Origin of the sequence: Dokdonella soli, assembly GCF_039523175.1 — a bacterium.
Classification (GTDB): Bacteria; Pseudomonadota; Gammaproteobacteria; order Xanthomonadales; family Rhodanobacteraceae; genus Dokdonella_A; species Dokdonella_A soli.
The window spans coordinates 70,890-83,605 of record NZ_BAAAEU010000015.1 but is presented as its reverse complement, the minus strand read 5'-3'; the positions used below and the strand labels follow the sequence as shown (position 1 = coordinate 83,605).

Below are 12,716 nucleotides of genomic sequence, written 5' to 3'. Positions count from 1 at the left end.
CGCCACCTTTGTCGTGCCACACGCTCGCGCGCATGTCACGGCGGCGCATCCATGCGCCGGGGTGCAGTTTGAATCAGCTCGCCGGTGGCACGGGCGAGCCGGTTTCGGAAAGACGCCGGGTAGCGACGTCGTTCGCGTAGAAAGTGTAGGACAACGTGAGCTCACGGACGTCTTTCGGCAAGCGCGGATCGACGAAGAACCGTACCGGCATGCGCCGCGATTCGCCCGCCTTCAGCACCTGCTCGGTAAAGCAGAAGCATTCGGTCTTGTTGAAGTACGGCGAGGCATTGCTCGGCGCGATGCTCGGCACCGCATTGCCGACGATCGCCTCGCCGCCGTGGTTGGTGGCATCGAACCAGGCCTCGGTCAGCTTTCCCGGATGCACGTCGATACGGGTCGCCTCCGGCGCGAACGCCCAAGGCAACTTGCTGTTGACGTTGCTGACGAACTGCACGGTGATGGTGCGGCTGTCGTCCTCGACCATCCCGGCGACCGCGCTCTGGTCGACCGCGCCCTGCGCGAGCTTGATGCCGAGTACGTGTTCGCAGACGATCCGATAGACCGGCACCATCGCGAAGCCGAACAGGAACGCGCAGGCGCAGACGATCGCGCCGACCTTCAGCACACCGAGATTGCGGTTCACCGGATCGCTCATCGCCTCAGCACGACCTCGAGGATCGACACCAGGTAGATCACGAGCGCGATGCCGCCGACGACCCACGCCGTGCGCCGCGCAATCGCGCGGTGGGCGTTCTGGTCGTTGCTGGCGGAGTGTTCTTTCATCAGTTCTCGTGGACTACATGGAACATGTGCTGTTGGTGGGAAGTGCGACCATGGATGGTCGCTTCTGGTGCAGCAACAGCGGCGAACTCCGGATGATCGCTCCTTACATCGAAGCAACGATCAAGGACGATCGCACAGGTCAGTGCGTCACGTCGCCATGCGCCAGCATGCTCGAGGTGATGACCGGCGGCACCGTGAACGTGTGATGCGGCGCCGGCGACGGCAGCGTCCACTCGAGGCCATGCGCACCTTCCCAGACCTGGCTGGTCGCGCGCTGCTTCGAGTAGTACACGGCATGGATGATCACGCCGACGAAGATGAGCTGGCTCGCACCGAACCAGAAGCCGCCGATCGAGCTGATCATGTTGAAGTCCGCGAACGCGACGTTGTAGTCGGGAATGCGGCGCGGCATGCCGGCCAGACCGAGGAAGTGCTGCGGGAAGAACAGCACGTTGACCGAGATCACGCTCGACCAGAAGTGGATCTTGCCCCACTTCTCCGAGTACATGTTGCCCGACCACTTCGGCAGCCAGTAGTACACCGCAGCCATGACCGCGAAGATCGCGCCGGTCACCAGCACGTAGTGGAAGTGCGCGACGACGAAGTAGGTGTCCTGGTACTGGAAGTCGGCCGGCACGATCGCGCACATCACGCCGGAGAAACCGCCGATCGTGAACAGGATCACGAACGCGACCGCGAACAGCATCGGCGTCTCGAACGTCATCGAACCGCCCCACATCGTCGAGACCCAGTTGAACACCTTCACGCCGGTCGGGATCGCGATCAGCATCGTCGCGTACATGAAGAACAGCTCGCCGCCGAGCGGCATGCCGACCGTGAACATGTGGTGCGCCCAGACGATGAACGACAGGAACGCGATCGAGGCCAGCGCGTAGACCATCGCCTGGTAGCCGAACAGCGGCTTGCGGCTGAAGGTCGGGATGATCTCCGAGATGATGCCGAACGCCGGCAGGATCATGATGTAGACCTCGGGATGCCCGAAGAACCAGAAGATGTGCTGGTACATCACCGGGTCGCCACCGCCGGCCGCGTTGAAGAAGCTGGTGCCGAAGAACTTGTCGGTGAGCAGCATGGTGACCGCGCCGGCCAGCACCGGCATCACCGCGATCAGCAGGAACGCGGTGATCAGCCAGCTCCACACGAACACCGGCATCTTCAGCAGGTCCATGCCGGGCGCGCGCATGTTGAGGATCGTCGCGATGATGTTGATCGCGCCCATGATCGAGCTGATGCCCATCAGGTGAATCGAGAAGATCATGAAGGCGACGTTGTTGCCGCCCTCGACCGCGAGCGGCGGGTACATCGTCCAGCCGCCCTGCGGGCCGCCGCCGGGCATGAAGATCTCGGAGATCAGCAGGAGGAACGCGAACGGCAGGATCCAGAACGACCAGTTGTTCATGCGCGGCAGCGCCATGTCCGGCGCGCCGATCATCATCGGGATCATCCAGTTGGCGAGACCAACGAACGACGGCATGACCGCGCCGAAGATCATGATCAGCGCGTGCATCGTGGTCATTTCGTTGAAGAACTCCGGCTGCACGAGCTGCAGGCCCGGCTTGAAGAGTTCGGCGCGGATGACCATCGCGAAGCTGCCGCCGATCAGGAACATCGTCAGCGAGAAGATCAGGTACAGCGTACCGATGTCCTTGTGATTCGTCGTGAACAGCCAGCGATGCAGGAAGCCTTCCGGCTTGTGATCGTGGTCGTCGTGCGCGTCGTGATCGATGGCGGGATTGACTGCGGCCATGGCCTTGGAACCTCGGTAATTGAAAAGTGCGGCCACGGATGGCCGCTTTTTCTTTTGCTCCGCGTTCAGGGATGAACGCAAAAACCCAACTCAGTGCAGCCAATGATGGCCGCTATTTCTCTTGCTTTGCGTTCAAGGACGAACGCATAAACCAATTTCAGTGCGGCCACGGATGGCCCTGTTTCTGTTGCTTTGCGTTCACGGATGAACGCAATAACCAAATCCAATACGGTCAGGGATGGCCGCTTTTTGCTCTCGCGTTCACGGATGAACGCACGAATTGCGGATCAACCCTGCGCCGCAGGCGGTGCGGCTGCCTGCGCGGTCGCGGTGTTCTTCGCGGCGGCGGCTTCCGCTTCCTGCGCACTCAGCCACTGCTCGAAATCGGCCTTCGGCAGCGCGCGGATGACGATCGGCATGAAGCCGTGGTCCTTGCCGCACAGTTCCACACACTGGCCGCGATACGTGCCAGGGGTATCGATCTGCGTCCAGTTGTCGTTGATGATTCCGGGGATCGCGTCCTGCTTCCAGCCGAGCACCGGGACACCCCAGGAGTGGATCACATCGTCGGCGGTGACCACGAAGCGGATCTTGACGCCGACCGGCAGCACCAGCGGCTTGTCGACGTTGAGCAGGTAGCTCTGGTAGCCATCGTCCTGACTGTCCTTGACCGCGTTCGGATCGAGGCCGGAACCGAGCTGGCGCACGCGCGCCGATTCGGCATCCAGGCTGGAGACGAAATTGACGCCCGGGGCCTTCTTGAAATACTCGACGTACTCGTAGCGCCACTTCCACTGGTAGCCGGTGACCTTGATGGTCATGTCCGAGTTCTCGACATTCGCCATGTCGACCAGCAGCTTGGTCGCCGGCCACGCCATCACGATCAGGATCATGACCGGCACGGTCGTCCAGATCGCCTCCATCATCGTGTTGTGGCTCCAGGTCTGGGCGACCGCGCCCTTCGACTTCCGGAAGCGCACCATCGCGTAGATCATCGCGCCGAACACGACGATGCCGATGGCGACGCAGACCCAGAACGCGAACATGTGCACGTCATGGATGCGCCGCGAGATCGACGTCACGCCGACCGGCAAGTTGAGCTGCCACGGCGTCGGATTCGCGAACGCCGCTCCGCTCGCGAGCAGCGCGAACAGCGCAAGGGCGCGGCTGGCGCGCTGGACCCCGGAAGAAATCATCGCCATCACCTGGTTTTCGAGTATTCGGATTCGCAATCGTGTCGCCGTCGCCACCGACGCGGCAGCCCGCCGCGATCGGAGTCGCGGGAGGCTATCGGGAACGCAAGCAGGGAATGATAGTGGACCGCGCGCGGCAGCGGCAACAATCACGATCGGCAAAAACCTGCCGCGGAGTGCGACAATCCGCCGCAAGATGGCCGCGCACGGGATTCCGCGCGCGTCGTCGCGCGGGTCCTTGGCCCCCGCCATCCGCCTCACTACACTACGCGCCTTTGCGCGACCGGCCCGCCCGGCGCCCCCTTCGTCCCGAGACCCGCCTTGAGCGAACGCCTGATTCCCGAACTGCCGCCCACCGCCGAACCGACCTGGGCACGCATCACGGCCGCCTGGTCGCGCAACGAGACCGAAGCCGTCGACGAACTGCTCGCGCAGGCGAGCCTGCCGCCGGCCGAGCGCGAACTCGTGCTGGCACGCGCGTCCGAGCTGGTCGCGCGCGTGCGCGCCAAGGCCGGCGAACAGACCGCGGTCGAATCCTTCATGCGCCAGTACGATCTCAGCAGCGAGGAAGGCGTGCTGCTGATGTGCGTGGCCGAGGCGCTGCTGCGCATTCCCGATACCGCGACCGCCGACAAGCTGATCCGCGACAAGCTCGGCGAGGCGGACTGGAAGAAGCACCTCGGCAGCAGCGACTCGGTGTTCGTGAACGCTTCGACCTGGGGCCTGATGCTGACCGGCCACCTGGTCAATCTCGCCGATGACACCCGCCGCGATTTCACCGGTGCGCTGAAGCGCCTGGTCGGCCGCGCCGGCGAACCGGTGATCCGCCTCGCGGTGCGCCAGGCGATGCGCATCATGGGCCACCAGTTCGTGATGGGTCGCACCATCGACGAGGCGCTGGACCGCTCCGCCGAGAAGAGCAACGCGGCGTACCGCTATTCCTACGACATGCTCGGCGAAGCCGCGCTGACCCAGCCCGACGCCGAGCGCTACCACCGCGCCTACAAGGACGCGATCGCGGCGCTCGGCAAGCGCGGCCCGTTCGTGAGCGTGCTCGACGCGCCATCAATCTCGGTCAAGCTGTCCGCGCTGCACCCGCGCTACGAAGTCGCCAAGCGTGTCCGCGCGCATGCGGAACTGACGCCGAAGCTGCTCGAGCTCGCGCAGCTCGCGATGCGCAACGGCATCGGCATGACCGTCGACGCCGAGGAATCGGACCGTCTCGAACTCTCGCTCGAGGTGATCGGCGCGGTGTTCGCCGATCCGTCGCTGGCCGGTTGGAACGGTTTCGGCCTCGCCGTGCAGGCTTACCAGAAGCGCTGCCCGTTTGTGATCGACTGGCTCGCCGAGACCGCGCGCAAGGCGCAGCGGCGCTGGTGCGTGCGCCTGGTCAAGGGCGCGTACTGGGATTCGGAGATCAAGCGCGCGCAGGAAGGCGGCTTCGACGGCTATCCGGTCTACACGCGCAAACCGAACACCGATGTCTCCTATCTCGGCTGCGCGAAGCGTTTGTTCGCGGCCGGCAGCGACACGATCTACCCGCAGTTCGCGACGCACAATGCGCACACGATCGCGGCGATCCACCATCACGCGCAGGGTCGGCCATTCGAGTTCCAGCGCCTGCATGGCATGGGTGCGGACCTCTATGGCGAAGTGATCGGCGCGAAGAATCTCGGCGTGCCGTGCCGCGTCTACGCACCGGTCGGCAGCCATGAGGACCTGCTGCCCTATCTCGTGCGCCGCCTGCTCGAGAACGGTGCGAACACCTCGTTCGTCAATCGCGTCGTCGACGAGAACGTGTCGATCCGCGACCTCGTCGCCGACCCGTGCGAAACGGTGCGCGCCAATCCCTCCAAGCCGCATCCGCGCATTCCGTTGCCGGTCGGCTTGTATGGTGAAGATTCTGTGCGTGCGCAGAATTCAAATTCGGTATCCAGGAAGAACTCCATGGGCGTCAATCTCGCCAACGACAACGAACTGAAAGCGCTCGCCGACGCGGTCAACGCGCCGCACGCCGCGTGGATCGCGGCCCCGCTGGTGCCGGGCGCGACGACCAACGAAGCCGCGCGCGACGTGACCAATCCGGCCGACCGCCGCCAGGTGATCGGACAGAGCCGCAATGCGGATGCCGCGACGATCGAGAAGGCGCTGGCCAACGCGGTCGCTGCGCAGGCCAACTGGGACCTGCTGCCAGCGGCCAGCCGCGGCGCGATCCTCGAACACGCGGCCGACCTGCTCGAAGCGCGCCGCGGCGAGTTCATCGCGCTGTGCGTGCGCGAAGCCGGCAAGACCATCCCGGCCGCGATCTCGGAAGTGCGCGAAGCCGCCGACATGTGCCGCTACTACGCGGCAATGGCGCGCAAGCTGTTCGGCCAGCCCGAGAACCTGCCCGGCCCGACCGGCGAATCGAACCAGCTGTTCCTGCGCGGCCGCGGCGTGTTCGTCTGCATCAGCCCGTGGAACTTCCCGCTGGCGATCTTCATGGGCCAGGTCGCGGCCGGACTCGCCTCCGGCAATGCGGTGATCGCGAAACCTGCCGATCAGACGACCCTGGTCGGCTACGCGGCAGTGAAGCTGCTGCACGAGGCCGGCGTGCCGGAAGCGGTATTGCAGTTCGTGCCGGCCAAGGGTTCGGTAATCGGCAACACCTTGCTGACCAAGCCCGACGTCGCTGGCGTCTGTTTCACCGGTTCGACCGAGACCGCGTGGACGATCAACCGCACGCTGGCCGCGCGCAATGCGCCGATCGCGGCGCTGATCGCCGAGACCGGTGGCCAGAATGCGCTGATCGCCGATTCGTCCGCGCTGCCCGAGCAACTGGTCAAGGACGTACTCGCCTCCGCGTTCGATTCCGCCGGCCAACGCTGCTCGGCCGCGCGCGTGCTGTTCGTGCAGGAGGACATCGCCGACAAGGTGATCGCGATGCTGGCCGGCGCGATGAACGAAATCGTGGTCGGCGACCCGGCGCTGCTGTCGACCGACGTCGGCCCGGTCATCGACGTGCCGTCCTGCAAGTTCCTCGACGACCATGCCGCGCGCATGGACCGCGAGGCGAAGCTGATCAACATCGCCAAGCCGGTCGCCGGCACCGAGCACGGCACGTTCTTCGCGCCACGCGCGTACGAGATTCCGTCGCTGTCGTTGCTGACCCAGGAAGTGTTCGGCCCCGCGCTGCATGTCGTGCGTTGGAAGGCGAGCGAACTGGACCAGGTCATCGACGCGATCAATGCGACCGGCTTCGGCCTCACGCTCGGCATCCACAGCCGCATCGACGCGACCGTCGAGCACATCGCCAGGCGCGCGAAAGTCGGCAACTGCTACGTCAATCGCAACCAGATCGGCGCGGTCGTCGGCGTGCAGCCGTTCGGCGGCGAGAACCTCTCGGGCACCGGCCCGAAGGCCGGCGGTCCGCACTACCTGCTGCGCTTCGCGACCGAGCGCACGCTGACGATCAACACGACCGCCGCGGGCGGCAACGCGTCGCTGCTGACCTTGGGCGAATAGTCGCCGTCACGACCATGCCTGGGCGCGGCGAGATCATCGCGCCCAGGCCGCCACGTCGGCGGGTTCGATGCCGAGCACCGATGCGTCGATCTGGAAGATGTCGCACAAGCCGTTGCCCGAACTTCGATACAGGCGCATCAAACCGGCATAGTCGAGTCGCTTCGGCAACGGAGCGTGGGTAAACCCGTTGCGCGCACTGGTCCAGAAGAAATATCTGCCGTCCGGCGAAATCTTCGGCGAGTATTCGTGGCCATCGGAATTGATCTTGGGTCCGAGGTTCTTTGGCGGCGTCCAGGCGCCGTTCTTGTTGCGGCTGAGATAAAGATCGCAGCCGCCGTAGCTGTCGGCCCTTCCGCAGGCCATGAATATCAACAGGCTCTGGTCGGGCGCGATCCAGGGTTCGTATTCGTCCTCCGGCGTATTGATCGCATCGCCCAGATTCTCCGGTTCGGCATAGTGCCCATCGACATAGTGCGCACGGTACAGATCGGTCTTGCCGTGCCCGCCGCTGCGGTCGGAGCCGAAGTAGATCGTGCCATCGCGTGCCACGGTCGGATACACCTCGTCGCCGCCGCTGTTGACGGGCGCGCCGAGATTTTTCGGCTCGCTCCAGCCGGTCGCGGTCTTGTCCATCACCCAGATGTCGGTGTCCTCGCGCGGTTTGCCGGCAACGGGGCGTTTTGAAATGAAGAAGAAGCGCGAACCGTCGGCCGTGATGAACGGATCGGCGTCGGCATACTGCCCCGAAAACGGCGCGACCTCGGGCTCGCTCCATTTTCCGCGCTCGAAATGCGAGACGAGAATCGCCCAGAAGCGGAAGTTCGGCGCGCTGCGCACGAAGTAGACCGTCTTGCCATCGGGAGTGAACGCGGGGTGCGAATCGAAATCGCCTCCCGAAATCACGCCCGGAGCGAACACGGTCGCGTCCTGCATCGGCTTGTCCGATGCATAGGGATGTCGGCTGGCGAGGTCCGCTGCGCGCGTGGACCCGAGGCTCATGGGTGCACCGAGCATTGAGAGCAGCCCCAGCGCTGCGGCGATCGGCAACGACAACTTCTTCATCGGCGGCTCCTTGGGAATTGCGGGCGAGACCTGAAAATTTCCTGCAGCGTTCGCGATCAGCCGGTGGCGGGCTTGCGCACATCAATCAATCCCGCGCGCGCAAATGCCCGCTCCAGTATCGCGATCAGTCGTTCGGCGAGTTTTCCGTCCGCGTCGAGATCCGGATCGTAGATCGTCAGCTCCATGCCGACGACGCGCGATGAAGCGAGCGCGATCGCCAGCGCATCTTCGAGTTCGGCGAACTGCATGCCGCCCGGATCGAACGAATCCACCGCCGGCATGATGCCCGGGTCGAGTACATCGACGTCGACGTGGATCCAGAATCCGTCGAGGTCCGGGCGCTCCAGCGTGCGCAGGGCATCGCGCATGGCTGCCGACGTGCCGAGCGACCGGACACGCTCCAGCGGATACCGCGCGAACGCGGCGCGTAGGAAGCGTTCGGTATCGACGACATCCGGTGCGCCGTAGTCGCGATAACCGAACACGACGGCATCTGCCTCGCGGACATACGGCGCACGCGCCTCGATATCGACCAGTGCGGCCGGGCCATGTCCGGTGGCCAGCGCGAGATCCGTGCCTGCCGCAGTGGACGTCTGCGCATGGGGAGGAAAGTAGAAGTCGGTGTGGCCGTCGACGAACAGCAAGCCGTAGCGGCCGCGACGTTTCAACGCCAATGCGCTGCCGAGCAGGACGCTGCAATCGCCACCCAGCACGAGCGCGAGGCGTCCGCCGTCCAGCACCGCACCGATCTGCTGGGCGAGCAATGGCGTGTACGCCACGAGCCCCGCGCCGTTGCGATAACCGGTGGCGGGATCACGTACCGGCGTGTAAGCCGGTGCCGGCACGTCGCCGCGATCAGCCGCGCCGAGACGGTGCGCTAGACCATGCGTGCGCAGCACCTGCGGCGTGCGCCAGGCGCCGGGAACGTGGCCAGGGCGCAATGGACGCAAACCGAGATTGGACGGTGCGCCGACGATCTCGACGCCGCGTTGCGGCCGCGGCGTGGCGACACTCCAGTTCGCCGCGCCCACGCAGGCGATTCCCGCCATCGCGGCACCGAGGAGGTGGCGGCGTGTGGCGTCCACAGGAGCGTCGCGGTCGGCGGCTGGCATGAGGCGTTTACCCATCTAAATGCATTTAGATGGTTAGTGTGCTCTGGAATATGAAACCTGTCAAAATGATTTTGATGGTTACGGCGCATTCGCATGAACGTTGACATCGACGCGATCGAACGGGTCGGCGGGCGTCTGTGCCTGGACTTCGTCAATACGCGCGCCTCGCACTTCGCCTCCGATGCCCAGGACTACCTGCATGACTACATCGACCTGGTGCGCTGGATGCGCGGCTGCGAGGGCGGACTCGGCGCAGACCAGGCCAGGCGGCTGACCGCGGCGGCGCGCGCGCACCCGCGCCGCGCGGCCGCTGTGTTTGCACAGGCCCGCGACCTGCGCGATCTGCTCTATCGGGTGCTGAATGCCGCTGCGCGAGGTGACGCGCCGACGCTCACGGATGTCGACATCCTCGATCGCGAACTCGCACAAGCGCTGGCGCAGCGCCGATTGGTGCCGGGCCCCAGCTGGCGCTGGTCCTGGGCCGACTCCGATGCGCTCGCGCTGCCGCTCTGGCAGGCGCTCGAATCCGCCGGCGAACTGCTGGTGAGCGACGACTTGGCGCGCCTCAAGCAATGCCCGGCGCCGGACGGCTGCGGCTGGCTGTTCTACGACGTCAGCAAGAACAGCACACGGCGCTGGTGCAGCATGCGCATGTGCGGCAATGGCGCCAAGGCGCGACGTTTCCAGAGCCGTCAACGCGATAGAGCGGGCTGACGATCGACGTCGACGCGATTGACGGCGGCGCCTCGCACCCAAACCCCCGAAAAACGACGGGCACCCGAAGGTACCCGCCGGGTCCTCCCCAAAACGTGAAGCGTCAGAACATGAACTGGCCGGATACAGCGAAGAGGTTGCCGTAGCTCTTGAAGTAGCCGTTCAGGTTGTCGAAGGTCGCGGCGGTGTCATTGACCCGGCCGTTCGAGACGAACAGATGTGCGTAGCTGGCGTCGAAGCGCAGCGTGTCGCTGACCTTGTAGCCGACGCCGAGCGCAAGCCAGCGACGCGAACCGTCGGGAATGCGCGGATCGCGGTGCGCGTCGACGGTCGGGGTCTGGTCGTAGGCGAGGCCGCCGCGCAAGGTCCACTGGTCGTTCAGGCGATAGTCGCCACCGATCGAACCGTACCAGGTGCTCTTGAAATCGAAGATCGCCGGCGAGTTGTAGGGCGCCTGCGCCGGATTGGCGTAGGTGACCACCAGATTCTTGAAGCTCGACCAATGCGTGTAGCTGACATCGACGCCGAAGCTCCAGCGTTCATCCATCGTATGCCACCAGCTCGCGCTGGTGACCGACGGCGTGTTGATGCTCGTGTCGCCTCTGGTATTGGTGAACGCGCCATTGAACAGCGGCAGCACATTCGACGGAATCTCGAATTTGGCGTTGCCCGAAATGTGATGGTCGATCTGCGAGTGGAAGTTCAGGCCGATGCGGTCGGCATCGGTCGGCTTCCACAACAGACCGAGGCCGAAGCCCCAGGCCCAGTCGTTGCCCTTCAGGGTGCCACGGCCATCGGCTTCCTGCGGCAGCAGCTGGCCGTTGGTTGGGCCCATCAGGATCGTGCCGAGGTTGATCGCCTGCTGCAGCGTGGCGCTGGTGCGCTGGGCGATCACGCTGGCGCCGATCGAGAACTCGTCGGAAATCTTCCACGCACCGGCGAAGGTCAGCGCCGGCGACTGCAACTTGGTCTTCTGCGCCTGGTAGCGACCCATCCAGCGGTCGTTGTACTCGGTCTGGAATCCGTACGGCACGTCAAGCGATGCGCCCAACGCGAACTGGCCGGCCACCGGCAGGATGTAGTGGAAAGCCGGCACCGGCAGGGTCGTGCCACCATTTCCGCCGCTGTCGCCGCTGATCGGCCGGCCGAGCGCATCGGTGCCGCTGCCATGGAAGTGGGTGCCGAAATTGATCGCGGTGACGTCGGCCTGCAGGCACGAGACATTGAATTCGGTCATGGCCGCCGGGTTGTTGGCGACGACCGCGCAATCACCGGGCGCTGCGGATGCGCCGGCGTACGCTCGGCCCATCCCGACCGCGTCGTTTTCCTGCAATTGGAAGCCGGAGGCCCGTGCTTCCTGCCCGGCCAAGGCGGCCACCAGCGCCAGAGGAAGCGCGGCGAGCGCGGGCAGAAGCCGGTTATGACGAGGTTTACGCAGCATGTGGCACTCCTTGTTCTTGAACGGCTTCTTTGCGGGTTTATAACAAATTTCCGGCGATCTTAGCCTCAAGTTCCACGATCTGGCCATCGTGCGCTGCCGCAATTCGCGGCTCCGCCCGGGCTCGTGCGGCACTTCGCACATGTCCACCCTACGAATACGTACGGTATGCCCTGCAACCGAACGCTTCCAACCTTTCGCTAATCCCCCTTTAACGAACGCATAGGGATCATCCGCGGATGCGTGCATTTCCCCTGCTTCTGCTTGGCCTGTGCCTGGCCGCTCCCGTGCGATCAATCCCGGCAGCGAGCACATTCCGGTTGCCTGGCGCGATGTGCCCGGGCTCCGATCCGATCTTTCGCGACGGCTTCGAAGCGGCTGCACCGATTCCGCACAATCCATCGAACGGCAGCGGCGGCGCGTTTCCCGGCAATGTCACGCGCACGATCAACGTGACCGGCGTCGGCACGCGCAGCTATTACCTGCACCTGCCACCAAACTACGCGCCAGCGCAGGCATGGCCGGTCCTGTTCGTCTTCCACGGCGCCAGCGGATCGGCCGCGACGGCACCGGCCGCTGCGCAACAGGTGCGCAGCGACTGGTCGAGCTGGGCCGACAGCCAAGGGTTCATCGTTGTGGCCTTTGTTGGCAACCAGGTCCAGGGCGGCTGGGGCGATCCAGCCGATGGACCGGAAATCGATGCCGTGCAGGCGGACGCGTTCGCGGCATACAACGTCGAGCAAAGCCGCGTATATCTCTGGGGATTCTCGGCGGGCGCCCATTTCGGACACGGGGTTGCGCTGAACAACACGACCCTCTTCGCGGCGTACGGGGTCAGCGCAGGTTCGCTCGAGCAATACGCCTGCACGGACAACGGCTCGTATCCGCCGACCTGCGCCGCCTTGCTGTCGGGCGCGCAGCCGAAGATCCCGGTCGACATCCATCTCGGCAACAGCGATCGGCTCTACACCCAGTACGGCGCCGGCAATGACCCGCTGCGTTTCCAGAACGGCGGCTGGGTCAGCGGGCAGGACCTGTTCTACACGCTGTTCAACGGCGGCCATGCCTACACCGTCGCGCAGCTCGGCGAGATCTGGAACAACCTGTGTCCGTTCGCGCTCGGGCCGTGATGCACCGGCCGC

At 65.0% G+C, this 12,716-nt stretch carries 10 protein-coding genes; 3 read left to right on the top strand and 7 right to left on the bottom strand.

Annotated features, from left to right (window positions below; genetic code table 11):
- Positions 1 to 73: 73 nt before the first annotated feature.
- From ABD002_RS12455 to coxB, 4 genes are all read right to left on the bottom strand, one after another.
- Positions 74 to 655, bottom strand: coding sequence for a cytochrome c oxidase assembly protein (locus ABD002_RS12455; protein WP_343791555.1), 582 nt, complete (start codon positions 653 to 655; stop codon positions 74 to 76).
- On the bottom strand, positions 652 to 783 hold the full coding sequence (locus ABD002_RS12450; protein ID WP_343791553.1) for a hypothetical protein: 132 nt from the start codon (positions 781 to 783) through the stop codon (positions 652 to 654). Before ABD002_RS12450 ends, ABD002_RS12455 begins: the two co-directional genes overlap by 4 nt.
- A gap of 139 nt (positions 784 to 922) precedes the next feature.
- Positions 923 to 2,530 carry a cytochrome c oxidase subunit I gene (ctaD, locus tag ABD002_RS12445; RefSeq protein WP_379989282.1) on the bottom strand — a complete coding sequence of 536 codons (1,608 nt, stop codon included), beginning with the start codon at positions 2,528 to 2,530 and terminating at the stop codon, positions 923 to 925.
- Between the two features lie 308 nt (positions 2,531 to 2,838).
- Positions 2,839 to 3,747 (bottom strand): cytochrome c oxidase subunit II, encoded by a 909-nt coding sequence (coxB, locus tag ABD002_RS12440; protein WP_343791549.1) that lies wholly within the window; start codon positions 3,745 to 3,747, stop codon positions 2,839 to 2,841.
- A 318-nt stretch (positions 3,748 to 4,065) separates the two neighbouring features.
- On the opposite strand from coxB, the gene putA reads away from it, so the two are divergent.
- On the top strand, positions 4,066 to 7,248 hold the full coding sequence (putA, locus tag ABD002_RS12435) for a bifunctional proline dehydrogenase/L-glutamate gamma-semialdehyde dehydrogenase PutA (RefSeq protein ID WP_343791547.1): 3,183 nt from the start codon (positions 4,066 to 4,068) through the stop codon (positions 7,246 to 7,248).
- 33 nt (positions 7,249 to 7,281) lie between these two features.
- On the opposite strand, the gene ABD002_RS12430 is transcribed toward putA, so the two are convergent.
- Positions 7,282 to 8,310: a TolB family protein gene (locus tag ABD002_RS12430; protein WP_343791545.1), complete on the bottom strand. Its 1,029-nt coding sequence runs from the start codon at positions 8,308 to 8,310 to the stop codon at positions 7,282 to 7,284.
- A gap of 56 nt (positions 8,311 to 8,366) precedes the next feature.
- Positions 8,367 to 9,422: an arginase family protein gene (locus ABD002_RS12425; protein ID WP_343791543.1), complete on the bottom strand. Its 1,056-nt coding sequence runs from the start codon at positions 9,420 to 9,422 to the stop codon at positions 8,367 to 8,369.
- 93 nt (positions 9,423 to 9,515) lie between these two features.
- On the opposite strand from ABD002_RS12425, the gene ABD002_RS12420 reads away from it, so the two are divergent.
- Positions 9,516 to 10,136, top strand: coding sequence for a CGNR zinc finger domain-containing protein (locus ABD002_RS12420; protein WP_343791541.1), 621 nt, complete (start codon positions 9,516 to 9,518; stop codon positions 10,134 to 10,136).
- 103 nt (positions 10,137 to 10,239) lie between these two features.
- Here the strand turns inward: ABD002_RS12420 and ABD002_RS12415 are convergent, their stop codons facing one another.
- Positions 10,240 to 11,577, bottom strand: coding sequence for an OmpP1/FadL family transporter (locus ABD002_RS12415; RefSeq protein ID WP_343791540.1), 1,338 nt, complete (start codon positions 11,575 to 11,577; stop codon positions 10,240 to 10,242).
- A 236-nt stretch (positions 11,578 to 11,813) separates the two neighbouring features.
- On the opposite strand from ABD002_RS12415, the gene ABD002_RS12410 reads away from it, so the two are divergent.
- Positions 11,814 to 12,704 carry a CE1 family esterase gene (locus ABD002_RS12410; RefSeq protein ID WP_343791538.1) on the top strand — a complete coding sequence of 297 codons (891 nt, stop codon included), beginning with the start codon at positions 11,814 to 11,816 and terminating at the stop codon, positions 12,702 to 12,704.
- Positions 12,705 to 12,716 lie beyond the last annotated feature (12 nt).

What these genes read in the sequence shown, in the direction of transcription:
- ABD002_RS12455 (WP_343791555.1), bottom strand. Translation starts at nt 655, where the DNA reads ATGAGCGATCCGGTGAACCGCAATCTCGGTGTGCTGAAGGTCGGCGCG.
- ABD002_RS12450 (WP_343791553.1), bottom strand. Translation starts at nt 783, where the DNA reads ATGAAAGAACACTCCGCCAGCAACGACCAGAACGCCCACCGCGCGATT.
- coxB (WP_343791549.1), bottom strand. Translation starts at nt 3,747, where the DNA reads ATGATTTCTTCCGGGGTCCAGCGCGCCAGCCGCGCCCTTGCGCTGTTC.
- ABD002_RS12430 (WP_343791545.1), bottom strand. Translation starts at nt 8,310, where the DNA reads ATGAAGAAGTTGTCGTTGCCGATCGCCGCAGCGCTGGGGCTGCTCTCA.
- ABD002_RS12425 (WP_343791543.1), bottom strand. Translation starts at nt 9,422, where the DNA reads ATGCCAGCCGCCGACCGCGACGCTCCTGTGGACGCCACACGCCGCCAC.
- ABD002_RS12420 (WP_343791541.1), top strand. Translation starts at nt 9,516, where the DNA reads ATGAACGTTGACATCGACGCGATCGAACGGGTCGGCGGGCGTCTGTGC.
- ABD002_RS12415 (WP_343791540.1), bottom strand. Translation starts at nt 11,577, where the DNA reads ATGCTGCGTAAACCTCGTCATAACCGGCTTCTGCCCGCGCTCGCCGCG.
- ABD002_RS12410 (WP_343791538.1), top strand. Translation starts at nt 11,814, where the DNA reads ATGCGTGCATTTCCCCTGCTTCTGCTTGGCCTGTGCCTGGCCGCTCCC.